The organism is Microcoleus vaginatus PCC 9802, assembly GCA_022701275.1.
GTDB classification, from domain to species: Bacteria; Cyanobacteriota; Cyanobacteriia; order Cyanobacteriales; family Microcoleaceae; genus Microcoleus; species Microcoleus vaginatus_A.
This window is the reverse complement of record CP031740.1, coordinates 2,889,852-2,914,461: the sequence shown is the minus strand read 5'-3', so window position 1 is coordinate 2,914,461 and position 24,610 is coordinate 2,889,852. Positions and strand designations below refer to the sequence as shown.

At 46.8% G+C, this 24,610-nt stretch carries 19 protein-coding genes, 1 tRNA gene and 2 pseudogenes; 11 read left to right on the top strand and 11 right to left on the bottom strand.

Going from position 1 to position 24,610, the window contains the following annotated elements:
* Nucleotides 1-131: 131 nt before the first annotated feature.
* The 6 genes from D0A34_11750 to gshA all read right to left on the bottom strand — a co-directional run bounded on the left by D0A34_11750 (nt 132) and on the right by gshA (nt 6,623).
* Nucleotides 132-671, bottom strand: a complete 540-nt coding sequence (locus tag D0A34_11750) for an alkyl hydroperoxide reductase (protein ID UNU19452.1) — start codon at nt 669-671, stop codon at nt 132-134.
* A 105-nt stretch (nt 672-776) separates the two neighbouring features.
* Nucleotides 777-1,376 carry a peroxiredoxin gene (locus D0A34_11745; protein UNU19451.1) on the bottom strand — a complete coding sequence of 200 codons (600 nt, stop codon included), beginning with the start codon at nt 1,374-1,376 and terminating at the stop codon, nt 777-779.
* A 126-nt stretch (nt 1,377-1,502) separates the two neighbouring features.
* A tRNA-Met gene (locus D0A34_11740) sits at nt 1,503-1,575 on the bottom strand.
* 138 nt (nt 1,576-1,713) lie between these two features.
* A complete protein-coding gene (locus tag D0A34_11735; GenBank protein UNU19450.1) occupies nt 1,714-4,188 on the bottom strand; it encodes a LysM peptidoglycan-binding domain-containing protein in 2,475 nt (824 codons plus the stop codon).
* Between the two features lie 581 nt (nt 4,189-4,769).
* Complete coding sequence (locus D0A34_11730) at nt 4,770-5,231, bottom strand: tRNA (cytidine(34)-2'-O)-methyltransferase (GenBank protein ID UNU19449.1); 462 nt, start codon at nt 5,229-5,231, stop codon at nt 4,770-4,772.
* A 240-nt stretch (nt 5,232-5,471) separates the two neighbouring features.
* The gene (gene gshA, locus D0A34_11725; protein UNU19448.1) at nt 5,472-6,623 is read right to left on the bottom strand and encodes a glutamate--cysteine ligase; all 1,152 of its coding nucleotides are present in this window, start codon (nt 6,621-6,623) and stop codon (nt 5,472-5,474) included.
* 81 nt (nt 6,624-6,704) lie between these two features.
* On the opposite strand from gshA, the gene D0A34_11720 reads away from it, so the two are divergent.
* Both D0A34_11720 and D0A34_11715 read left to right on the top strand, forming a co-directional pair.
* Nucleotides 6,705-6,908: a hypothetical protein gene (locus D0A34_11720; GenBank protein ID UNU19447.1), complete on the top strand. Its 204-nt coding sequence runs from the start codon at nt 6,705-6,707 to the stop codon at nt 6,906-6,908.
* A gap of 171 nt (nt 6,909-7,079) precedes the next feature.
* Entirely contained in the window at nt 7,080-8,084 is a 1,005-nt protein-coding gene (locus tag D0A34_11715; protein UNU22257.1) for an AI-2E family transporter, read from the top strand.
* A gap of 156 nt (nt 8,085-8,240) precedes the next feature.
* Here the strand turns inward: D0A34_11715 and D0A34_11710 are convergent, their stop codons facing one another.
* Nucleotides 8,241-9,056, bottom strand: coding sequence for a cobyrinic acid a,c-diamide synthase (locus D0A34_11710; GenBank protein UNU19446.1), 816 nt, complete (start codon nt 9,054-9,056; stop codon nt 8,241-8,243).
* Nucleotides 9,057-9,507: 451 nt separating this feature from the next.
* Here D0A34_11710 and D0A34_11705 point away from each other — a divergent pair.
* Both D0A34_11705 and D0A34_11700 read left to right on the top strand, forming a co-directional pair.
* A pseudogene (locus D0A34_11705) lies at nt 9,508-9,722 on the top strand (hypothetical protein).
* Between the two features lie 330 nt (nt 9,723-10,052).
* Entirely contained in the window at nt 10,053-10,916 is an 864-nt protein-coding gene (locus tag D0A34_11700) for a metal-dependent phosphohydrolase (protein UNU19445.1), read from the top strand.
* 358 nt (nt 10,917-11,274) lie between these two features.
* Here D0A34_11700 and D0A34_11695 read toward each other — a convergent pair whose 3' ends face one another.
* Nucleotides 11,275-11,754, bottom strand: coding sequence for a hypothetical protein (locus D0A34_11695; protein ID UNU19444.1), 480 nt, complete (start codon nt 11,752-11,754; stop codon nt 11,275-11,277).
* A gap of 382 nt (nt 11,755-12,136) precedes the next feature.
* Here D0A34_11695 and D0A34_11690 point away from each other — a divergent pair.
* Nucleotides 12,137-12,253, top strand: a pseudogene (locus D0A34_11690) (transposase).
* 289 nt (nt 12,254-12,542) lie between these two features.
* On the top strand, nt 12,543-14,468 hold the full coding sequence (locus D0A34_11685; GenBank protein ID UNU19443.1) for a cyclomaltodextrin glucanotransferase: 1,926 nt from the start codon (nt 12,543-12,545) through the stop codon (nt 14,466-14,468).
* A 287-nt stretch (nt 14,469-14,755) separates the two neighbouring features.
* Here the strand turns inward: D0A34_11685 and D0A34_11680 are convergent, their stop codons facing one another.
* On the bottom strand, nt 14,756-15,808 hold the full coding sequence (locus tag D0A34_11680) for a glycosyltransferase (GenBank protein UNU19442.1): 1,053 nt from the start codon (nt 15,806-15,808) through the stop codon (nt 14,756-14,758).
* 410 nt (nt 15,809-16,218) lie between these two features.
* Between D0A34_11680 and D0A34_11675 the strand changes: the two genes are divergently transcribed.
* The 4 genes from D0A34_11675 to D0A34_11660 all read left to right on the top strand — a co-directional run bounded on the left by D0A34_11675 (nt 16,219) and on the right by D0A34_11660 (nt 20,424).
* Nucleotides 16,219-17,103 carry an inositol monophosphatase family protein gene (locus D0A34_11675; protein ID UNU19441.1) on the top strand — a complete coding sequence of 295 codons (885 nt, stop codon included), beginning with the start codon at nt 16,219-16,221 and terminating at the stop codon, nt 17,101-17,103.
* A 160-nt stretch (nt 17,104-17,263) separates the two neighbouring features.
* Nucleotides 17,264-17,944 (top strand): Crp/Fnr family transcriptional regulator, encoded by a 681-nt coding sequence (locus tag D0A34_11670; GenBank protein UNU19440.1) that lies wholly within the window; start codon nt 17,264-17,266, stop codon nt 17,942-17,944.
* Complete coding sequence (locus D0A34_11665) at nt 17,941-19,842, top strand: M61 family peptidase (protein ID UNU19439.1); 1,902 nt, start codon at nt 17,941-17,943, stop codon at nt 19,840-19,842. The genes D0A34_11670 and D0A34_11665 overlap by 4 nt, the downstream gene beginning before the upstream one ends.
* A gap of 108 nt (nt 19,843-19,950) precedes the next feature.
* A complete protein-coding gene (locus tag D0A34_11660; GenBank protein ID UNU19438.1) occupies nt 19,951-20,424 on the top strand; it encodes a TerB family tellurite resistance protein in 474 nt (157 codons plus the stop codon).
* A gap of 406 nt (nt 20,425-20,830) precedes the next feature.
* Here D0A34_11660 and D0A34_11655 read toward each other — a convergent pair whose 3' ends face one another.
* Nucleotides 20,831-21,361, bottom strand: a complete 531-nt coding sequence (locus tag D0A34_11655) for a peptidoglycan-binding protein (GenBank protein ID UNU19437.1) — start codon at nt 21,359-21,361, stop codon at nt 20,831-20,833.
* Nucleotides 21,362-21,629: 268 nt separating this feature from the next.
* The gene (locus tag D0A34_11650; protein ID UNU19436.1) at nt 21,630-23,282 is read right to left on the bottom strand and encodes a bifunctional ADP-dependent NAD(P)H-hydrate dehydratase/NAD(P)H-hydrate epimerase; all 1,653 of its coding nucleotides are present in this window, start codon (nt 23,280-23,282) and stop codon (nt 21,630-21,632) included.
* 114 nt (nt 23,283-23,396) lie between these two features.
* On the opposite strand from D0A34_11650, the gene mnmA reads away from it, so the two are divergent.
* Nucleotides 23,397-24,488 carry a tRNA 2-thiouridine(34) synthase MnmA gene (mnmA, locus tag D0A34_11645; protein UNU19435.1) on the top strand — a complete coding sequence of 364 codons (1,092 nt, stop codon included), beginning with the start codon at nt 23,397-23,399 and terminating at the stop codon, nt 24,486-24,488.
* Nucleotides 24,489-24,610 lie beyond the last annotated feature (122 nt).

The following is a 24,610-nucleotide window of genomic DNA, read 5'->3' as shown; positions in this document are numbered from 1 at the left end:
GGCACAATAAGTATTTAGGACTAAAGATCTGTCGCAGCCAGTGTCAACCGATGAAAAAATCCCGCTGATGGGCCTAAACCAGCGTACATCAGCGGTGAAAAACTCCAAATTAGGACACAGCAGCGGTTTCCTTACCGATCAACATATTTCAACAAAGTGTCCACACTAGCATTGTGGTCTATGAAAGAAAACAAATGTTTGAAGAGGAGTTTTCCATCTGCACCCAAAACAAACTGAGCAGGCAAAGGAGCACCTAAAGCCTGACCGACTTGATAAGCCCGAAAAACTTGACAGCCTGGATCAGAAAGCAGAGGCATTTTCAAGCCTAAATCTCTAACCACAATTTGGCTTTGGCGATCGTCGGTACTGGCAATCATCAATAATTCTATATTGCGATCGGCAAATTTTTCCCAGTTTTCATTCAAAGCTTTAATGTGAGGAAAACAGAAAGGGCAATATTGCTTTTCTGTAAAAATCCGCGTAAAAGCCAGAATTACCGGCTTATCGCCCCGATAATTCGACAGCCGCACCAATTTGCCATTATTAATATCCGGCAATTCAAAATCTGGCGTCATCTGTCCCAGGTTCAGAACATTAGTCGCCGGAACAGGCAATAAATTTTGGAAAAACCGCTGATTTAACAAGCCGCTAAAATTAGTAGAAGTCAGCATATTTCCTAATTGGGTAATTGCTAATTGCTAATTAAAAATCCGGTTAAATGAATGCCCCTGCAGGTACGGACACGACACTGCCGTGTCCCTACAAATATAATCTGCTTAAACCGCAGCAAAGAATACCTTAGACTTGACAGGATCGGGAGTCATAGTCTTGTCACCGGGCTGCCAGCCAGCGGGACAAACTTCATCGGGGTGAGACTGGACGTGTTGGATAGCTTGCAGAGTACGGAGAGTTTCATCCACGTTGCGGCCGAAGGCAAGATTGTTAATAGTAGAGTGTTGGATGATGCCTTCTTTGTCGATGATGAACAGGCCTCTGAGGGCAACGCCTGCTTCTGGGTCGAGGACGTTGTAGTCTGAACTAATTGTTTTTTTGAGGTCAGCAACTAAGGGATAGTTGAGGTCGCCGACACCGCCTAATTTGCGGTCTGTTTGGATCCAAGCGAGGTGAGAGAATTCGCTGTCAACGGATACGCCGAGGATTTCGGTATCGATTTTCTTGAAGTCCTCGAAGCGATCGCTAAATGCTGTAATCTCAGTTGGGCACACAAAGGTGAAGTCCAAGGGGTAGAAGAACAGGACTACATACTTTTTGCCTTTATAGTCTGACAGTTTAACTGTCTTGAATTCCTGATCCACTACGGCTGTCGCTGCGAAATCGGGTGCAGCTTGACCAACCCGGAGGCATTCACTGGTCATAGATTTTGTTTCCTTTTTTACGAACTGTTACAAATATATCATACTCATAACGACTACAAGTATCTTCTCGACCAATCAAAAAAAGACGCTCTCAAATTTGAGAGCGCAGTTTTTTTGATTAAATAATGGCTCAGGCGGGATTTGAACCTGCGACCTTGGGCTTATGAGTCCCCTGCGCTAACCACTGCGCCACTGAGCCAAATCTACTTCACGATTTACTATCGTAGCACGGTAGGGCTAGCTATGTCTTGTTTTTAAACAACACTCTTTCTAATGACTTCCAGTAAAAGTTATGAGTTTTGGTAATCATTCAAAACCCATAACTTTCGCCCAGTCGTTACCGAGAAGCGCTGGACGCATCGTCGGGCAGCAAAGCCATTGGATTGATAGCACCCTGTCCGGCGGGATGAATTTCAAAGTGCAAGTGTGGCCCGGTACTGAAGCCAGTGCTGCCCATTTCTGAAATCTGTTCCCCTTGAGCGACTCTCTGACCCTTTTGCACCAAAATTCGGCTGTTGTGGGCATAGACAGTCTCAGTGCCGTCAGGATGGGTAATTTCCACCAGATACCCGTAGCCGCCGTCGTTCCACTGAGCATAGGTAACCACCCCGTCTGATGCTGCCACAATTGGCGTGCCGATCGGCCCTGCAATATCAATTCCTTTGTGCATCCGTCCCCACCGCCAACCGTAGCCAGAAGTAAGAACGCCCTTAGATGGCCAAATAAACCCGTTAGCCGACTGTTGTTTGCCGTTAGGCAGATAAGTATCAGGGTTCGACAGCGGAGGCAGTTCCGGAGAAACCATGCGTCCCAAAGACGGGTTGCTTAGGGGGTCGTAACCCTCAGATCCCAAAGGAGCAGTTGCTACCATAGGCCGCTGCTGAGCAGAGGTCGGCGTCAGGTTGATCGGTTGCATTTCGGCTGCGCGATCGGGGTTTAAACGCTCTTGCTGCTGCTTCTGAACCTGTTCAGACCAGGCTCTCGATGGCGGTCTACTGATTTCATTCTGCACCGCCTCAGTATAGTCGGGGGTGTAGAGATATGGATTGACACTTGGCATCTCCTCAGATGGGTTGACCGAGGGCCCCTCAGTTGGAGTCAGGGACACCGCATTGGCCCCGATCGAATTGCGCGAGGCGCGATATTCCTCTCGCAGCCTGACAACTTCTGCCCTCAAGCGTTCGGAATAAGGGTTGAGAGCTTCTGCGGTAGGGAGGGCCTCCGAATTCGACTCTGGTAAAGCGCTAGTTGGATCGGCATTTGAAGCCGGGGCGCTAGTATTTGCCACGAAGCTGAGCGGCTGCGGGTATTCTCCCGTAGCTATGGCGGTAGCAGTTGCACTGGCTGGCCCAGGCAGGGCACTGGTGTCAACTGCACCTGTAAATGTTGGTTCGCCTTGAAGAGCCAGCTTCCCTGGATCGCGAATCGTTTGGGAAACTTGAGTGAGCGGAATGCTGTTAATTTGAGGAACCATCGGCGCTGAAATATTGTTCAGACCTTCCAGGTTCTCCAGGGGAGAGACAACAGGCACTGTGGGAGCGGGTGCTGCAACGCCAGCACCGGCTATTTCCGAAGTAGACGAGCTGGGGTTCAAAGATGCGGGAACCGAAGTCGCCGACCAGACAGATGTAGAGTTGGATGCAGAATAAGAGGCTGCCGCCTCCACCCCTGGATTTTTAAACCCAACTTGGGGAATTTTGAGCCGTTGATTGACATTCAGCAAGTTGGGGTTGCCGAGCTTGTTGACGGAGATCAGATCTTTGGGCGATACGCCGTGACCTTTGGCGATCGCATCTAGGGTATCTCCCGGACGCACGCTGTAGAGAGCCTCAGCCGGCGCGGCGGTACTTCCCGCAGGGGGGACTACCACAGCCGAGGGCAAACTGGGTGTTGCCAAAGACTGTTCAATTGACTCGAATGCTCGATCGGGCGATGCTGCTTGACCGACCCCGGAATTGGGAATTACAGGTGTGGCATTGAGGTCAGGAATAGTTTTCCCAGTTGCATATCCGGGGTCGGTCAGCGTCGGTGCTGACTCGGGCAAAAATGCCGCAGGTGTAGATAAATTTGCTCCCCCCTCCGACCCGAACATAGTTCGACCCGATTCTGTGGTGCGGTTTTCCTGTTTTTTCAAACTGTCGATCGCCCCGTCTGCATTCGGGATGTCGATCAAACTTTGTTCCGGTACCGTCGTGACCAGCGGGGTCGCTGCGGTTGATGGCAGCGCTGTCATGGCTGCACTATCCAATGGCTCGGAGCCAGTCAGATTTAACTCTTGTTCGGGATTGACCGTCGCTGCGCGATCTAGCGAAGCCGATGTGCTATAGCCGGCGTTCTGTTGTGGTGTGGCTTCCGTCGCAGTCGGAATTCTGAGCTGTTGGCCAACTTGGAGTAGAGTATCGGGTTTGATCTCGTTGGCAGTTGCTAGTGCCAACGGTTCAACTTCATAATCCCGAGAAAGCTCCCAAAGGCTTTGCCCCTCCTGGACCTTAACCGTCGCGGGTTCAGAAGGTGATCCGGGCTGTTCTGCCCTGGAACCGTCAACTTGTGCCGACGTAGCGGGCCCGTTGGCCGATACTGGCTGTACTTCAGCGGTGGATTCGGATGTCGGTGCGAGTTCAGACGCGCGAGCGCTGTCTCCATTTCTCGGTAGCAGGATGCTAGAAGCACCTACCGATATTGCCAGCCCGATCGTGGCGAGAGAGCGAACTCTGCCTGTGCTGAGCGTTGTCTGTTTGGATGGTTCCGCAGAACCGTCTCTGTCGATTTCACTAGCCTGAACAGGCTTAATTTGGGGATATGTTCGTTTCAAAAAAACGACCTCCTACTGAGAAGCGCTAACTGTCCTTGGAAACACTCAAGGGGATCGCATGACGCTGAATTTAAATCAACAAGCAAAAATATTCTGATTGTTGACAGCTATCATGCTTAGGCCAGATTACCTTGCTTTTTTAATTTAGACAAGCTCAAACCGTCAGAAATTTTTAAATTCTCGGTCAAACCTGGTGCAATTAACCTCAAAAGCCTTACACCGCAATAGTTAGAACGAATACCTAAAATCTTCGTTCCGGTAAGGCTATGACTCTCACCTATTATCCGACTTTATGCTAATTTCCGGACAGCCTACAACCGTATATTTACTAGATATAGTGTTCAGACCCAAGCTGGTGCTCGCTAACGCCCTAAATCGCTAAAATCCTCTGTTTTTGTTGCTGAATCCTCTTACGAGTAATTTGGTGTTGCTGATAACAATCAGTTTTAGAATGAATAAAATATATTAATCTCGGCTATCTAGATTTTAACGGCTTTGATACAAATTTCTTATATTTAAATGGAGATTTGGCAGCCGGCTGCAGCTATTAAATATCTATATATTTATGTGTTGATAATGATTTATCCCAGCTCGCCCAACTGTCGTTTAGCCTCAAATAAACCTACAGCGGCGCTGACGGAGAGGTTCAAACTCCTGACTCCAGGCTGGCTCATCGGAATAAAAACTGTGGCGTCGCAGGCATCTAAGACGAATTGGGGAATGCCTACAGTTTCCGAGCCAAACATCAGCCAGTCGCTGGGCTGAAATTGGAATTGCGCGTAACTGCATCGCCCGCCAGTGCTGAATCCGATCGATCGTCCCCCGCGCTGCTGGCGACAGGCCAGAAAAGCCGCTAAGTCTTCGTGGCAGTGGAGATTGACGTAGGGCCAGTAATCTAAGCCGGCCCGTTTCAGGTAGCGATCGCTAATTTCAAACCCCAGCGGGCCCACTAAATGCAGTTCCGTGCCTGTGGCAGCGCAAGTGCGGGCGATATTGCCAGTATTCGGGGGGATTTGCGGGTGAATCAAGACAAGTTGGGGCATGAAGCTAATTAAAAGCAATATATACAGCAACTGGGAATTTTATAAAACTACCCAAAGGTAGATCTACCTTATAGCTTTTATTTATAACCTTTGTCCAGCTCCATTGATTAAATATTCTGATTTGTTTTTCGACGCCGCTCTGCAAATTTTTCGCGGGAGGTTTCGGCTATTTGTATTATTGGCTGAGTACGCATACTCAGGGGGCTAGTGAAAGCCCCCGTTATAATAACGGCCGGTACTTCAGGCAACTAACTGGGCGCACAAGTTGTCTTCGAGCTCCCATTCTTGGTGAGCCATGCCATTAATCCCTTGCAGAATAATACTGCGGGTGTCCGAACCGCCCTCGTGCAGCTTCAACCACTGCTGGGCCGTGTTGCCTTCCCGGAGAATCTTTTTGAGCGGCGAGAGAAAGCAGCTAAAGCCGCGTTTTTTGGCTATAGGCCACACTTCTCGGTAAATTTCCTCAATCCAATCTCGTGCCAGAATAGTTCTGCCGTCTTGCCAATGGGTGAGTTCGGCATCCAAACTTTGCCGGGATGCAGCAATTTCGTTGGCGTCTGTGAGGGCAACTAAGTCTTCGTTGCGGGTGGCCGCCGGCAAGGTGCTGAGTTCTAAAGGGTCTAAGCTGGGGTCTTCCATCATCTGCCAGATGCGAGCTTCTAGCAAGGCAGTGATGGCTAACAAAGCCAGAGGATTGACTTCGAGGTCGCAAATTCTCAGTTCTAGGCGGTTGAGACAGTAGGGGCGGCGATCGCCATTTGGTCGCACGGCAGACCACAAATGGCGGACGTTTTGCATGGTGCCAAGTTCTAGCTGTTCTTCAGTCCACTGGATGTAATGTCTGTGACTTTCAAACAGGGGGACGATGGCGGGAGTTTTGGGAAACAAACCCCACCTAGTGGAATGATAGCCCGTGACTTCGCCGTCGAGGAAGGGGGAAGATGCGCTCAAGGCAAGGTACAGCGGTGCTTCGACGCGGGCGAGGCGGATGGCGCGCATCAGCAGTTCTGGTTGGGAGATGCCGATGTTGATGTGAATGCTGGCGGTGACGACTTTGGTGCCGTAGGTTTGCTCGATGTAGGTGTGGTAGGGGTTGTTGGGATCGGAGCGGTAAAATCGATCGCTCCCCCCGAGAGACAAGGTACTTCCTGGCAGCAAGGTATAGTCGCCCAATTGTTTGAGATACTCGCGCAGCCGGACTCGCGGCTTGACTAAGGCGCACAGCAGGCGATCGTAGCTGGACAGCGGGGCGGTCGTGTACTCCACATTGCGGCTATCAGGCTCCCGGACAAATCCCTCTAGATCGGCAACTATGCGATCGGAGAGACCGACAACCTCACCTTCGGGAGTGCCGGTATACATTTCTACTTCAAAGCCTTTTGATAGCAGCACGTTTATTCCTCAGCTAAGTTGAGTGCTAGTTTCTAGTATCCCAAAAATTGACCTGTTCATACTATCTTCCACGGAGCAGAGTTGAAATTTTTCGCCACTGGCACTGAAACCGGGTTTTTCGGCGCCAGCAAGTTGGAGCGTTTGTTTCCTAATTGGGGGCCTGCCACGACAAATCCTTCCCTCGCAAAGAGTTTCCGAGGCGGTTTTAGACTCCAAAAGCCTGTTTGTTTCGATCGCGAGCGTGTTTCATTGGGTATTCGTGACGATCGAACTTATGGTGAATAGAACCCACTCCTGCCTCAGTTCGACATCTGTTTTCTGCCTTGAGGGGGATAGCCGCAGATATATCTTGGGTGCGATTGTAAAAGAGGGCTCTGCAATATTTTTGAGCTATAATATTAACCCCTAAAAATCCCTGTGAAAGAACAAGAAAGAACCCCTCCCAATTTTTGGAATATGCTAAGCAATTTAGCCTTAGTCCGGTTTTTGCTTTTATTTGCTTCTGGTTGGGCTGGACTGCAACTTTTAGCTTACTTTGAAACAGCAGTCGCGGTTTTCACCATTGCTGCCCTCGTGGCTTTTTTGCTCAACTATCCGGTGCGAACTCTCCAGAGATTTTTACCGCGAAGTTTAGCTGTCGCCTTCGTTGTCTTGCTCACTATTTTAGTTTTTGGCGGTCTCACCGTCACGGTAGGCGTCACTCTTTTATCTCAAGGACAGCAATTAATTGACAGCATGACTGAATTTCTGAATGCTCTGGCGCCTCTGTCCGAGCGCCTGGAAACATTCCTGCGGGCGAGAAACCTACAAGTTAACCTGCGAGTTATTGAGGAACAACTGCGAAATCAAGCTTTGGCAGGAGTTGTTTCGAGTATTGCTTTTTTACAAGTATTTTTAACCAATTTATTGAATTTAATATTAATTATGGTCGTGGCTTCTTTCATGTTACTTGATGGAGAGAGGCTGTGGGTGTTGGTTCTCAAATTTATACCCCGACACCTGCACAGGCGTTTAAGTTTAACAATAGAGCGAAACTTTTTAGGATTTTTTCAGGCCCAAATTTTGTTAATGTTATTTTTGACAACAGCAAGTTTTTTAATTTTTCTGCTGTTAGATGTGAAATTTCCCTTAATTTTAGCCTTTATTATCGGATTGTTTGATTTAGTTCCAGGGATCGGAGCGACGCTGGGCATTAGCTTAGTTTGTTTTATTGTATTGTCTCAAAATGTGTGGCTATCTTTAAAAGTATTGGCAGCTTGCATTGTTTTGCAGCAAATTCAAGACAACTTTATTCATCCGAGACTGATGCAAAATTCCCTTAACTTAAATCCGGTAGTGGTATTTTTTGCACTGTTAGTGGGGGCGAGAGCCGCAGGACTTCTAGGTATATTTCTGGCTATTCCCCTAGCGGGAGTGATAGTTAGCTGGTTTGACATTGAAGAAATGCAAGCGGAAGGTTAATTGATACAGCCATCCTATTTTATATCACATCCGACTGAAAAATTCGGTTTTAACTGGCTGGCTAGAATTCCCATGCTTCAAAAACTCTCCTGTACCCAAAGCGACACTAAAAGTAAAGAGAAAAAAGCAATGTAGGGTACACCTTACTGCCTAAAATCAATGAATAAATTGCAAGTCGGTAGGAAATCTTTCTTCTTCTGGTTCTGGATCGTAAATGTAATCGCAGTCAAAGCGCAGAGCTTGAGAGTGGCGGCTGATTGAAAATCCGCAATTACTCACCATTTCTGTAGTAAAAGTTGCCAGGACTAACTCAATGAGCTTTCTGTAGGAAATGTTAGGCAGTTGAACGTAATAGGTGCGTCTGGCAAAAAAAATTCTCTCATCTTTCGGTAGAATTATGCCATTAATTCTGTGTGCGTGTTGAATCGGCTTGATATAGGTGTCGATAAATTGCGACTGATTTTTTTGCAGTCTCGCTAATCTTTCGTGTTGCAACCAGCTCATTTGAAACACAATTTTAATAAATTCAAAGCCCAAAATGTAGTTAAAAACATTATTGCGTTCTTCTGTATTCAAGACGAAGCGGAGTGCAGATTCTAAATATTGGTCAGTTTCTCGCCGCGATTGTTGAGCTGAGTGGATATAAAATTGTTTGATGTAGCTTCTTAAATCGGATTGGTTTAATTGCTTTTTGACTCGAAATCTGATTAAATACTCTTTGACTCGGTGTAGAGTATCTACATCTTCAAACATTTTTGAGACTAAACCGTCGGCTGTATAATCATCTAAAAATTCTGCTTGCAAGTCGGGAGTAGATGCACACAATATGTAGCAGAGGGACAGGACATAGCGCCGTTGGTTCCAAGGCAAGCTTTGGGCCCAATCTTTAACTTCTACAGGGAGTTTTTGGAACACGGTATCTGTGTGGGGGAGTTGAGCAAGGTCGGCATATTTATGTTTTGGTTTAATCATTGCCTGAAACCTTATATTAGTAAGTATAAAGAGCAGTAGAGCGCAGATTATGAGAGGGGGAAGCTGCGACGGAGGATTGCAAGTTATTTTGTGTTATTTTATTGCCATCTATCTAAATATAGATTCTGTAGGGAAGAGCGTCCGTGATCTGTCTCACACTTTTGCGAATTTTAAATCACAAATGCTAGCTCTTCGCATCACATTTGGGGGCGGCAAGTGTCAGGGATAAAACTTATTCACGTCACCGGAGCAACAGCGGGTTTCGTTGATGATGAAGTCGGGTGATTCATAAGTTTTTGTTAGTAATGATTACTGATATCAATCATGAACTTGACTACAAGTATTTTCCCGGAAAATCAGTGCCAAGACTTAACTTTTCGCGATCGCCCGCCTCGTGCAACCAGTGGGAGAGTGGCTTGATAGCATTGCAGTGGGAGAGCCATCAGTAACTATGTTGTGTGCCAACTTATACTCGCCCGGTGTTCTTGTGAGAGAGATATTCCGTGATGGGGACACCATCTTTTCTACATACCGCCTCTGTGCAAGCTTAATCCTGTGTATGAGGAATTAATGGGGTTACGCTTTCGCTCGCTCTCGTTTTTGGGCGGCGTCAGCCAAAACAGAGACAAGTTTCCGACAACAGTGGTGAGCAACCCAAAATTTTAGATCCTACTTCCCGCCCCCAGATGTATCTGTCGAGTAAATCTAACCTCTAAAATCGACTGACGTATGCGCGGAAGATGTAACACGGTACTGCTGATTGAGGGGTGTCATACCTCGATCGCCCCTTGATATCAATTATTTATAGGGTCTGTCGCTCTGGTAGTTGCGAGAGCCATAATTTAAGCCATAATTGTTGATAATATCAATGGATGCCTCTCGATAGGAGCGGGTATCCATTGTGGCGATTAAGCCAAAAATAACATCAAACGGTAGCAGCAAAAACAATAACTATAAAAATAATTTAATAATTTACGTGGACTCAGGGAAGTGAATATGTTTAACGCAACTGAACTGCTGATTAAGGCTTTTGTCAATCGCCTGATTGAAGGCTACCGCCACACTTATGGCGGGTTTAAATCTGACTATGGAGAGATTATTGCTTGGGTGGCGAGTATGGCTTTAGAAAATATTGCTAATAGCGATGCTCTTTACCACAATGTCGAACACACTATTTTAGTAACCTTGGTGGGACAAGCAATTCTGGGTGGGAAGCACATCCGCGAAGGGGGTGTTTCCTGCGAAGATTGGCTGCACTTCCACATTGCTTTGCTATGTCACGATATCGGGTATGTTAAAGGTGTTTGCAGGCAAGATAGAACAGATTTGGGACTGTATGCGACGGGAATAGGCGACCTGAAATTAACGCTGGCTCCGGGGGGGACGGATGCTAGTTTGATGAATTATCATGTCGATCGCGGAAAAATGTTTATTGACGAGCGTTTTGGCGGTCATAAACTGATTGATGCTGAGCTGGTTAAGCGTAATATTGAGCTGACTCGTTTTCCGGTTCCTGCCGATGAAGATTATCAAGATACGGTAAATTATCCGGGTTTAGTTCGCGCTGCTGATTTAATTGGTCAGTTGAGCGATCCGCGATATTTGCAAAAGATTGCTGCGCTGTTTTACGAGTTTGAGGAAACTGGGCAGAATCTGGTTTTGGGCTATCAAAATCCGGGGGAGTTGCGGGATGGTTATCCGAAATTTTATTGGAATGTGGTGTATCGGTATGTGAAGGATGCGATCGGCTACTTGGAATTGACGCAGCAGGGGAAACAAGTTGTTGCTAATCTGAGCGCCAATGTTTTTCGGGTGGAGCATTCTCAGGTGCCAGAGTCTGCGGTGGCTGTAGTTAGCTAGGGTTGGGGTGGATCTCCCGCGATCTTTCCTTTTTCGGATAAGTAGCTCGCTCTAATTAAACGTAAAATGCTCTTCTTTTAGAGCGCCGCCGCACTTAAAGAAGTCGTGGTTCTGGGTCTTCTGTTTTTTTAGGTAAGCTTACTTATTGATATTGAAGCGCTAAATCTTCCATGAGTTCCACCATTGCGCGAACCATAGGCATTTTAGTGAGAATTTCACTCCAATACCACTATCGGTTGGGATTAAGTTCAATAAAATAGACCGTATCATCCTCGTCGCGAATGATGTTGAATGCACCAAAATTTAAACCAAACTCGTCAAGCATTTGATAAAGTTTGTTGAGGTAATCCATTGGCAATTAATCGGGAACGTGAACGAGTTTGGCCGGTTCGGCGACGCGCCAATCCAAAGTCACATCTGAATCGTTGGTATGTTTGGCATCAATCCGGTAAACAAAATCATGCTTGCCAACTAATGTAACGCGATATTCTGCCTTCTTTTGAATTTGTTTTTGAATGAAAACTGGCGCCAATCGAATACTGTCTCGAAATGCTAAGAGTGTTTCTACATCAATGGGGCAAGTATAGCAACCATATTCCTTTTCATCATGTAGGAATCCAGAGTAGCACATCGATTTGAGAATGCACTTTCCCTGTGCGGTCACAAAGTTGCAAGCCGCTTCGTAGGAATTGGTTACGAGTGTTGGAGGGAGAGTAATACCCAGTTTGTGAGCAATTGGAATCTGATTGATTCGATGAGATGGCAATTTAATTTTATAGTAGTGATTAGCCCATTTAGCGTGGCTAAAAAGTTTGAGATAAAAACCGATACATTCCATCCCTAAATTTCTGCGCCTTACAGGAAGATTCGCCGGAGTTTTTGCAGGGAAAGCAGCACGCGAAAATAGAGGCTATTGCTCGCTTGCAAGCAATAGGATGGAGCGATGAACAAATCGCAAAATCGTGGTATCTGACGCTAGAAGAGATTCGAGAAGTCAATTTGACACAATAGAATAAAAGTAGTCGGTAGAGTAGGCTATGTGGATGTCAACCTCCCATATGATCTCCGCTCAATTACTCGCAATAAACAGTGTTTGTAGTGAGGACTTTAGTCCTCAGATTATGAAAACTAAAGTCCTCACTACCAACCACTTTTAGCTACTGCTACATAGTAAGGGTAAAGGACTCGGGCAAGAAATGCAGCAACGAAGGGAACGGCGAATGAGAGAAAAGGCTTTGGAAATTGTTAGGCACCTTGTCCATATACTAGACGATCAAACAATCAGTCCAACTACTGGTTTGAGTGTTGAAGATATCCAAAATTGGCGGGAGGAATGAAAGGAAGGGAAAAAGTGCGATCGCACAATTAGTGCAGCTTTTCTCCTTACCAGGCTCAGTCTGGTAGCGCAGGCTTTTGAGGCTCTGCCTCTTTGATTGAGAATGACGCTAAAAATATGAAGTCTCATCCACTTAATGCTCAAGGATGAGTCTGCCCTCCATCTAAAGGAAGATTTCATTAAACGAGTAAATTCCGTATGATGCTCTAAAAATCAGTTAAATGGAAAAGCTATCTCGGACTCTAGCTCCGCATAACTGACCAATCTTACAATATAAAAATATACATCTCATGACATCAGTCACTCCCAATCAAACTTCCTCTCAATACGAAGTTACAGAATCAGAAGACAAAATTGAGTCTCTGGTAGAAGAAGTTAAGCCAGAAAGCGAACTCGATTTAGAATTCCTTTACACCAGAGACATTGAATTCCGACAAGAAACAATTTATTTTATTGTAGTCGATCGCTTTTACGACGGCGACCCCGAAAATAACGAAGGCCCAAACCCAGAACTTTACGATCCAGAAGGCAAAGATTGGGGGAAATATTGGGGTGGCGACTTGCAGGGAGTTATCGACAAACTCGACTACTTAAAAGATATGGGTGTTACCGCAGTTTGGCTAACTCCACTGTTCGAGCAAGTAGAAGCATTATTTGTCGAACAAGCAGCGATTCACGGCTACTGGACTAAAGATTTCAAGCGACTAAATCCCCGCTTTATTGCCAAAGGCGACAATCCTTCTATCAACCAAACACAAGAAACTAAAAATACCATATTTGACAAGTTAGTAGACGAGTTGCACCAGCGAAATATGAAACTCGTACTGGATATTGTCTGCAATCACAGCAACCCAGATTTTAGTGGAAAAAAAGGGGAACTCTACGACGACGGCGTAAAAATAGCTGACTTTAACGACGATGCAGATAACTGGTATCACCACTACGGCGAAGTCAAAAACTGGGAAGATGAATGGCAAGTCCAAAACTGCGAACTGTCGGGTTTAGCAACTTTCAACGAAAACAATATTGCATACCGCAATTACATTAAGTCAGCAATTAAACAATGGCTGGACAGAGGCGTTGATGCTTTGCGGGTGGATACAGTCAAGCATATGCCTATTTGGTTTTGGCAGGAATTTAATGCTGACATTTTAACACACAGACCTGATGTTTTCATTTTTGGCGAATGGATTTACAGCGACCCTCGAAACGATCGTTCTGTGGAATTTGCCAACGAGTCGGGGATGACTATTTTAGATTTTGGGCTGTGCGTGGCAATTCGAGAAGTATTGGGAAAGGGTGCTGGCGCGGGATTTCAGTTAGTCCAAGATGTACTGAATTTGGATCACCGCTACTACGGGGCGACGGAGTTGATTACTTTTATTGACAACCACGATATGCCGAGGTTTCAGTCGTTGAATCCCGATCTAGAAATGCTGCGGTTGGCGATATGTTTAATTATGACGACTCGTGGCATTCCCTGCATTTATTACGGCACTGAACAGTATCTGCATGATGATACAGATGGGGGAAATGACCCTTACAATCGCCCGATGATGGAAAAGTGGGATAATGATTCCCCGATTTACCGAGATGTGCGGTTGCTGTCTGGATTGCGGCGGCTGAACCCAGCTATTTCGATGGGGAGTCAGTGGCAAAAATATCTAACTGCTGATGTTTATTGTTACGTGCGCCGCTATCGCGATTCTGTGGTGTTTGTAGCGATGAATCGTGGCAATGCTGTTACAATTGAAGAGGTTGATACGGAGCTGCCTGATGGAGAGCATACGGAGGTTTTATCGCGTCGCAAGTTTGAAGTTAAAGATGGGATGTTGTACAATTTAGAGTTGGGTGCGCGGGAAGTAATGATTTTTAGCCGCGTCGGAGAGCGAGTTAAGGCGACAACTATTGTGCGGGCGCAGCTTAACAGCGTTCAAACTCAGCCTGGAGAAAGAATTGTGGTGATTGGAGATTGTCCTGAATTGGGGAATTGGGATATTAGTAAGGGTTACCCGTTGGAGTATATCAATACTAATACTTGGTTTGGGGAAATTCCTTTTAATGAAAGCGCGGGTAAGTTGATTTCTTATAAGTATGCGCTGCTACGGGAAGGACAGTCGCCACTGCGAGAAAATCTGGTTTGTCGCCGCTGGGTTTTAGTTTCGGAAGGGACGGTGAAATGGCGGGATAAGTGGGCTAGTGGACGGGAGTCTTAATAGTTTGGATGGGGGAGTTTTGAGTGAAACCGTTTTAGGCACAGAAACCGGGTTTGATGAACGAAAATACTTCCTTAAGGCTTTCGATTATGTTTTAACAACCCGGTTTATTTACTAGCTACGTAACTGCTGTGAGATTTAATTAGTAACTGCTACTCATAATTCATTATTTTTTAAAGATGACTTAGGTAATAAATAGTTTGGCTTTTTATTTATAGCAGTAAGGTGTGCCTTGTGCATCCTCCGGACCAGAGTTATGGTGCGCCGAGGCGCACCATAAAGTTTTATTAAAGCGATCGCAGCTTCTGGGCCAAAACATCGACATAACGTTCGCTACTGTGCTGGTTCACAACCATTTCGTAGCCCCGCTGCGCTTGCGATTCAGCTTCTTGAGGATTTTTTAGCAAATGGACGATCGCCTCGCGCAAACCTGATGCATCTCCCACATTTACGACTTTAGCAATATTCGGGGCCGCTAAATAATCGACCATACCTGGAGTCCGAGTAATGGCGACGGGCCGCTTGCAGGCCATTGCTTCCAGTAAAGCCTGCACTCCAGCAGCATATTTATTGTCCACCAAACAAACTGCAATTACGTCTGCATCGCGGTAAAGCTGCAGTAAATCTGGCCATTCGTAGAATTTGCGGGACATATTTTCTGGCATAGTATCGGGGAAAGCTTTCGATAAAGCCTTGGCATCTATAGAAAAACCGCTAATTTTTACGTCAACATCTAAGTCAGCAGTTGCTGCTGCTAAGAGTCGGTAGTCGCGCTTTTCTAATCCGACGCTAACAATCGTTTGCCGCTTTTTCTCGGCAGAAACTGGACCCGGTGTAAAAAACTGAGTGTCTGTCTGGTCTAGAAGCACTAAAATGCGGGATTCAGGTATAGCTAAATAGCTGCGGAGGAAGTCAGTTTGAGGGCGGGCGTTGACCATGAATAGGTCAATTTTTTCAGCCAAACCGAATAGTTTCAGGGCGAGGCGGCCGCGCGGCCGATCGATATTGTGGAAATATACCACAATTTTCGGGCGCTTGGGCAATTGGCTACACGCCGCCGCCACTGGAATCCCAATGTCCTCGCCCGTACAAAATATCACGTCGTCGCTGCTGACTTGCTTGGACAATTTGCGCGCGGCGGCCCAATGTTCGGGTTTAGAAGAAATTTTTGATCGCAGCTTGTCGCTCAACGATATCGCTTCGCCATCCGGGGCATGAACGGTGGCATTTAAGCGGTCTCTGAGGGATCGCAGGACGTGGCGAGGGCATTTGCCGAGTTTTGCATCGCGGTCAATTCCATCTAGGTCTATTTTGCGACCTAATGCCAAGTGGTATTTCAAACTATTCTCCTTTTAATTATGCTGGTGCTGGCACAAATTATCTAACCTCAGAAGATTTTATCCTCTGCTGTTGAACGTGTTGGTCCGATCGGTCACGGGATTTTGGATTTGAGATTTGAGATTTTAAAACAGATAATTCTAGTATGCTAAGGCGCATCTAAATTTTATAGTCAAGTTTGATGAAATTATTGTGGGGTGTCTCGCCCGCCCCAAAAATACAATTTAGATACGGGACAGCTTAGTATCTGCTTAGTCTCTAAAATTTTTTTGACATCCCCGAATCCTGTCTGGCGCTTGTATAGCAACAGCCCAGATGGTTAAGAAACCCGGTTTCTCGGCATCGGCGCGCAAATCCTGTACGAGTCAAAAACAGTGAAACGCGCCGATCGATTCCAAGGACTTAAGCTTTTATGCTGAAGTTAGCTAAAAAATTTATGTTTAACCTCATGTATATTTCTCCAGAGCAAGATCAAAAAATTCGCTACACCCTGCGCGAATGCGGTCAAGAAGCTTACAAGCTAGCAGCCGAACCTTTTGAAGTTTCCGAGAAAGGGCCCAACGACTACGTGACGAGTATAGATCAATACCTAGACCGACAACTATCGGCAGCATTTAGCGCTTTGTTTCCTGAAGACGGCAGGATCACGGAGGAAAACAGCGCCTCCAGAGCAGCTTACCGGGCCAATTACCAGCGTCTCTGGTGCATCGATCCCCTCGATGGGACTGAAGAATTTATTCGGGGAAAACTGCACTACGCTTCGATGGTGGGTCTGCTGCTTGAAGGGGAACCCGTGGCCGGCTGGCTCTACGCCCCGGCTTTTGACCAAATGTATTTTGGCGGCAAAGATTGGGGATTGTTCCAAACTGTGGGAACCCAAGCGCCCCAGCCGATCGCGCTGTGCAAACCCCCGGCTCCGACAGCGGAAAATTGTAAAATTGTTCTCGGAGACAAAGACCAAAAAAACTACGCCCGGGCGATCGCCCAAAGCATTCCCGGAGCAGAATTTTACTCGCTGGGCAGCTTTGGCTTAAAAGTGATGGAAGTTATCTTCGGTCGAGCTGGTTTGTACCTGTATCTCAACGGCAGAGTTAAAGTGTGGGATACCGCCGGTCCTCTGGCTTTAGCAAAAGCAGCCGGATTGGTGTGTTGCGACATGCAAGGTCAACCGCTGAGGTGGACTAAAGATGCGATCGAGCCGGAGACTCTGGCCCACACGCAGTCAATCGCGATCGGCTGGCCGGAATACATAGAACCTCTGTTGGGCAAAGTTCAACAGGCAGTGGCAGGCTTGTAAACCCGTTTAAGATTAAAGAATCTGCCAATTTTACGTGAACCGGGCCTCTGCACCCTTATCATCAATTAAAGGAGCAACGGATTGTTTGTGTTCCCAAACATCGATCGTTCCCTAGCTGTTGGGTGTCGCCTAATCATATTTCCCACCTCCGCGAGTTTGCATGAAGACAGAAGCTTTCAGTGAGCTATTCCCTCTATTTAAGGGTGCTAACCCAGAAACCTTGGGAGGGCTGCTATCAAATGCCGTCAAGCATGAGTATCCCCCGGGCCGAGCTGTGGTGATGGAGGATTCTTGGGGCAACGCGATTTACTTTGTCGTGTCTGGCTGGGTAAAAGTCCGGCGCTTGTCAAACGATCGAGCTGTCTCAATGGCTATTTTAGGGCGGGGTGCCTTCTTCGGCGAAATGGCAATTCTTGACGAATCTCCCCGATCGAATGACGTACTTGCTCTCTCGCCGGTGCGGCTGCTGAGCGTCACAGCTCAGCGATTTATCCAAACCCTGTTTAAAGACCCGCAATTGCACCACCGAATGCTGCAACTGATGGTGCGGCGGCTGCGCCAAACCAATCACCGCTATCAACTCCGAAATCGGCAGCCAGCGGTTAAACTAGCAAATACTTTAGTCGAGCTGGCAGAAAACTACGGTCAGAAAACTGCTGAGGGCAAAGATATCTTCAATATTCCTTATGAAGACTTAGCTGATGTAACAGATATCACCCTAGATGAAACCAGCAAAATTATGGAAAAACTCGATAGTAAAGGTTGGATCAAAATCGATCCAGACCACCAAACTATCCATTTGATCAACCTCAAGCACTTGATTAATTTGGCAAGTCAATGACAGATGTTACTTGTTTGGATACCTCGTCCGCTGCTGGCAACAGTGAGGGGCAACTAACAGCACCGACAATTCAATATTCGGTGGCGATGCCCAATCCTGAATCCCACCTGTTTGAAGTGACTTTGCGCGTGCAAGGTTGGTCGGAGCCGGTTCTGGATTTAAAAATGCCTGTCTGGACTCCCGGTTCTTACTTGGTTCGAGAGTACGCCCGCCACCTGCAAGATTTTAGCTCGCTCTCGGGCGATAGAGCTTTACCTTGGCGCAAGCTCAGCAAAAATCACTGGCAAATCGAGACCCATTCGGTGTCAGATGTCACGGTTCGCTACCGTATTTTTGCCAACGAACTGACAGTGCGAACCAATCATTTAGACTCGACTCACGGTTATTTCAATCCGGCGGCTTTGTGCTTTTTCTTGCCCGGTTTTGAGCGCAACTGTTACACCGTGACAGTTGTGCCACCGCAGCCGGAATGGCGCACAGTTACTGCTTTGCCACCTGTTTCCGGCCAAAATCTTACTTTTGCTGCAGCGGATTTTGACACTCTCGCAGACAGTCCTTTTGAGATTGGCTGTCACGAAGTCTACGATTTTGAAGTGAGGGGAAAACCCCACCAGCTAGTTGTTTGGGGAAAAGGCAATTTAGAACCAGAGCGGGCGATTCAAGACATCCAAAAAGTCATTGAGGTTGAAGCCAAAATGTTCGGCGGTTTGCCTTACGAACGCTATGTGTTTTTCCTGCATTTGTCCGGCTCGGGTTTTGGTGGTTTGGAACACAAGGAGTGCTGCACTCTCAACTATCCGCGTTTTAATTTTCGGGCTAAGGAAAAGTACGAACGCTTTATTCAGTTGGTGGCTCACGAGTTTTTTCACCTCTGGAATGTCAAGCGCATTCGACCGAAAGCTCTGGAAGTATTTGACTACGAAAAAGAGAACTACACTCCTTCTTTATGGTTTTCTGAAGGCACGACCAGTTATTACGATTTGGTCATTCCTTTTCGAGCTGGTATCTACAGCGTGAAAGGTTATTTCCAAAGTATGGCTAAGGAAATCACTCGCTTGCAGACGACTCCGGGGCGGGGTGTGCAGCCTGTCAGTGAGTCGAGCTGGGATGCTTGGATTAAACTTTATCGCAGGGATGCTAACAGCGACAACTCCCAGGTTTCCTATTATTTGAAAGGGGAAGTTGTTTCGTTTTTGCTCGATTTGTTGATTCGAGCCAGACACGGCAACGAGCGATCGCTCGACGATGTGATGCGTTTGATGTGGCAGCAGTTTGGCAATGCTAATTCCAGTAAAAATGACGATTTTGAACTGAAGCCGGAAACAGACGCCAAGCCGGCGCATCTGACATCAAATGGACAGTTAAATTCTCCTTCGCTGCCCGCAGAAATAGGCTTTACTCCCGAAGAGTTGCAAAGTGCGATCGAGTCGGTCGCCGATATGGATTTGAGCGACTTTTTCGCGCGCTATATAGACGGCACAGAAGAGTTGCCTTACAACAAGTATCTGGAACCTTTCGGGCTGCAACTTTGGGTAGATGAAACTGACCAAACGCCTCGCATCGGTTGGACGTTGGGAGCGGAAAACGGGCGGGAAATGGTTAAATTTGTCGAAGTAGGATCTCCGGCACAATTGGCCGGAATTGATGCTGGGGACGAGTTGCTGGCGATCGAAGGTTTTCGGGTAAATGCAGAACAAGCGGGCGAGAGACTAAAAGATTTCAAGCCTGGGGATATCGTGTCGGTGACAGTTTTTCACCAAGACGAACTGCGGACTTGTCGCGTTACTCTCGCCCCGCCGCGACCGACGCGTTACTCGATCGTGTCGGTGGAACAGCCGACTGCTATTCAGAAACAAAACTTTACTGGATGGCTGGGAGTTCCTTTATCGAAATTGTGACATAAATGAAGGGGAAAGGGAAATAAAAGACAAGAAGGAATCAGGCTCAATTCCCAATTCCCAATTTCCCTTTTCTAAATTCCCAATTACCAATTACCAATTTTGATTATGCAAACCCCACCTCCTCCATCAATTTCGCCCCGCCAGATGAATCTGCTGAGGATTGTTACTTCTATGGCCTGGGCTGACGGCCAACTCGCGACCGAAGAAGTTAATTTAATGCTCGAGCGCTTTTGCACTTTGTTTGCCCCTGATACCGACGGACAACAAATGCAACAAGAACTGCGGGATTACATCATGCAAAATATCCCCCTTGACGAGTTGATCGGACAACTAGAAACTCCAGATGAAAGGGAATTAGTCTTGCAACTCGGCTATGAAGTCATTTCCTCTAGTTCTCGCACTCCCGACGAACCAAAAATTAACGCTGAAGAAGCCGCAGCTTATCAAAAATTAGTGCAGTTGCTCAATCTTCCAGAGGATGCGGTCAAGCGTATTGAAGCAGAAGCATCGGCGGGAGATAGTTCGGAGGGAATTGTCGAGAAGATGGCTCAAAAATTAGAAAAGTTCATCAAAGGTTAGTTCTGGACTTGCGCGCGCTTGGCTTAAGAACCCGGTTGATTCCTAGATTTCTCGTTACTAAACCTGGAATTTTTCGTATAAACCGGGAATAAGCCCGCCATGCCTAAGTCTTGTTAGGGAAGTATCGGAATAATAATTTTCTGAGTGCAACTATTTACAACTAAAATTTACAACTAAAACTGAAGGTAAAGGAACCGGATAGAGACTACCAATTTCCCGCCATATAGTAACAAAAAAAGACGGGAAAGTTAAGAATATTTTTCAGAGCCGGGAACGGTAACATAATTTGCGATCGCCATTCCCGCGCAGCATTCCCCTTAACGATAATTAGGGACTTAGGCAAAGCCTAAATCCCTAATTGAGCTACCAATTTTGGGCGATGACTGAAAGTGAATCCAACCCGTCATTAGTGGGGTAACTTGCTGAGGACGTGCCAAGTTCTATAGCCGACAATTCCATCTTGCGGTAAAGCCTTGTTGATTTGCAATTGCCGCACTGCTACATCTGTCATCGTCCCGAAGAATCCGTCAATCGAACCGAAATAGTATCCATTGATTTTCAAGACATTCTGAACAATTTTAACAGCATTGCCAGAACTGCCCTTCATGACGATCGGCATATTCACAGGTGCACCAGAGTATAGTGCTTCCCAAGTTATAGAACCCACAATCCCATCTTCTTTTAAAAAGACTCGGTGTTGATAGCCTTTGACGGCGTTTTGAACTTGGACGCCGAAGATACTGTCAATCGGGCCGAAATAATATCCCCAATGATATAGAAGCTGTTGTAGTTCCGTGACAGCTTCGCCTGTTGAACCGATTTGTAAAGTGGGTTTGTTTACTCCAGTGGTTGCAGCAAATGCAAGAGTTGATTGAGCAGTAGTATCGGCGACGAGAGCCAGAGTTTCATTGTTCAAGCTTCTTTCTTCGGTGTACATAATGTGGTTCCTCTCAACATTTAAGTTTTGGTCTTTTATATTTCAGGTATAACTGGTGGGATTTGTGAATACACAGTCACTTTTTCGAGTGTCACTCATGTGAGTGTCACTCGTTTGAGTTACCCGTTGGTTTGTCGTAAGGAATGCAAGTTGTAATATTTTTATGAGGACTTTCGTTGTCAATACAAACCAAGGGCTAAGGTGCGCGGTGGACACCTACCCAATACAAAGATGCGGGATACGCACCCTACCAACTACTGTTGATTGTTTACTCAGCAAATTCTCGCAATGTTGGAATTAAATACTGTGTCAAAGTAAAAGCATCTACTCCTAATTCCGTCCGTTCTTTTGCAGCCAGGATTCCGGCTTGAGCGTGCCACCAAGCTGCTGTTGCAGCAACTGATTGGGGGGGGGAGTTGCGGGCGATCGCTGTTGCTAATAGTCCCCCTAACAAGCCTGTAAGAACGTCGCCGCTGCCGCCTCTGGCGAGGGCTGGGGTGCTTTCGGGATTGAGGTAGGTGATGGTACGTGAAGCGTAGCTATCTCGTAGGGCATCGCCCTCATCCTTCCAACTTATGCAAACTCTGGCTCCTTTGAGCAATACCGTTGCACCGCAAAGCTGAGCTGCTGCTTGAGTTGCGGCAATTCGATCATCGCCCGTTTGCTCGGCTAATTCGGGAAATAAACGCTTGAATTCGCCCGGGTGAGGCGTGATGATTGTCACTGCTGAGCGTTCGGACAAAATCGGGACTGTGCCGAGTTGAGCGAGGATATTTAAACCGTCAGCATCTAAAACCAGAGGTTGATCGCTCTCCAGTACAGATTCTACAGCTATTGCCGCTTCCAATGTCAGACCTGGCCCTGCCGCGATCGCATCATAAGAACTCAAATCAATTGCTACTGGCAATTCGCTAATTGCACCGCTTTGGGTTTCGGGACATCCTATAACTAAAGCCTCTGGCAACTGACTGCTCAACATCGGTTTAATCGACTCAGGAACGGCAATTGACAGCATTCCGATGCCGCTAGCTCTTGCTCCCAATGCTGCCAAAATTGCTGCTCCGCTGTAGCGGCGGGAACCTGCAATAAGTAGTAAGTGACCGTTGGTGTATTTGTGTGAAATTGGCGATCGGGGTAACGGCAAATGCTGAGTTGCCGAGGCTTTTGTAATGCGTTGTATTGCTGGCGTTTCACCCAATATTGCTGCAATATCTGCTGCGGGAATATCAAAATCAATTAATTCGGAACTGCCGATATATTCTAACGCTCGGTCTTGCAGAAATGCCATTTTCCACAAACCCAAACATAATGTATGTTTTGCCCGGATAGCCGTCCCCAAAACTTCTCCGGTATCTGTATGAATTCCCGATGGAATATCTATACTGACAACGGGGATATTTAAATTATTTATTTCCTCAATTGTGGTGGCTGTGGAGTTAGTAATTTCTCTTTCTAATCCGAATCCAAATAAACCATCAATGAGCAAGTCGCAGTTTTTTAGTGCTTCTATTTTGTTAACAAATGGAATATTTAAATAACGCGCATAATCAGCGTGACTTTTTGTTAGTTCTTTGAGTTTAGAAAAGGGGCAGTAAATAACTACTTGGAACCCTTGAAAGTGCAATTCGCGGGCAACAACCAAAGCATCGCCGCCGTTGTGTCCCGGCCCAACCAATACGCCGATAACTGGCAATTGAGAATTAACAAGATTTTTCTCTTCTTCCCTTTTCCTTCTATCGGTTAAATCCCGTACACTGCTAGTTGCCGAACTTCCTTCCGCTTTCAAAAGCGCCTGAATGCGTCTAGCAATCAGTCCCGCGACTTTTTCCATTAAAGCTGCGACTGGCATTCCAGCAGCAAAGATTCTCGTTTCTATTTGCCGCATTTGGTCGGCGGTGACAACAAATTTTTGAATAGTCATATTAGTGCTAAAATTTCAGCTAACAGCAGCAGTGGCAAGTTGTAGTATACTTGTGGTATAATAAATTAGCTCGATCGAACAAAGTAACAGTAAAATAGCAATTTCTCTCCAACCATGAACAAGATTGTTGTAGGCCTCTCCGGCGGGGTCGATAGTTCCGCAGCAGCCGCAATTTTACACCATCAGGGATATGAAGTGGTGGGTTTAACGCTGTGGTTGATGAAGGGCAAAGGTCAGTGCTGCTCTGAGGGAATGGTCGATGCAGCTAAAATTTGCGAAGATTTGGGCGTTCCCCACCACATTGTTGACAGCCGCGAGGTCTTTCAGGCAAGTATTGTCGATTATTTGGTGGAGGGTTACAGTGCAGGAGTTACGCCTTTACCTTGTTCCCAGTGCAATAAAACTGTGAAGTTCGGGCCAATGCTTAAGTATGCTCGCGAAGAACTCGGAATTGAAAAAATCGCTACAGGGCACTACGCCCGGATTACTTACGATGCTGCTACAGGTCGCTATCAGTTGCTGCGGGCGATCGACCCTGCGAAAGATCAGTCTTATTTCTTGTATGATTTAACACAGGATTTGTTGGCGGGTACGGAGTTTCCTTTGGGGGAAATTACCAAGACAGAAACTCGCAGAATTGCGGCGGAATTTGGCTTGACAACTGCTGATAAGCCGGAAAGTCAGGATTTGTGCTTGGTGGAAAGTAACGGTTCGATGCGGGCTTTTCTGGATAAGTACATTGCGCCGCAAAAGGGTGACATTGTGGACAAGTCAGGGCGGGTGCTCGGACAGCATGACGGCGTGCACCACTACACCATCGGCCAGCGGAAGGGACTCGGGATTGCTGCACCGGAACCGCTGTATGTGATTGAACTCGATGCTGCTGGCAATCGGGTAATTGTGGGCGATCGACAGTTGGCAGTAGAATCTGAATGTACTGTCCAGAAAGTGAATTGGGTTTCTGTGGCTGCGCCCACGGCTCCAATTCGGGCTCAGGTACAGATTCGATATCGATCGCACCCCGTCCCCGCTACAATTATTCCTGTGGAACCATCCCAAGCAGAGGAAAAAGCCGGCGGTACAAGAGTTAAGTTGATTTTTGACGAACCGCAGTTGAGCATTACCCCCGGACAAGCGGCTGTTTGGTATGACGGAGACGTGCTGTTGGGCGGCGGCATCATCGAAAGAAACCAGCTCCCCAATTAAGACAAGGGGCGGGCTAGAAGCCCACCCCACAAGAAACCACCCACAAAAAAACTCGCTCTTTGTGGAACAGGCATCTTGCCTGTTCCCAGAAGCTCACCCCACAAGACACTTCCAACAAGAAA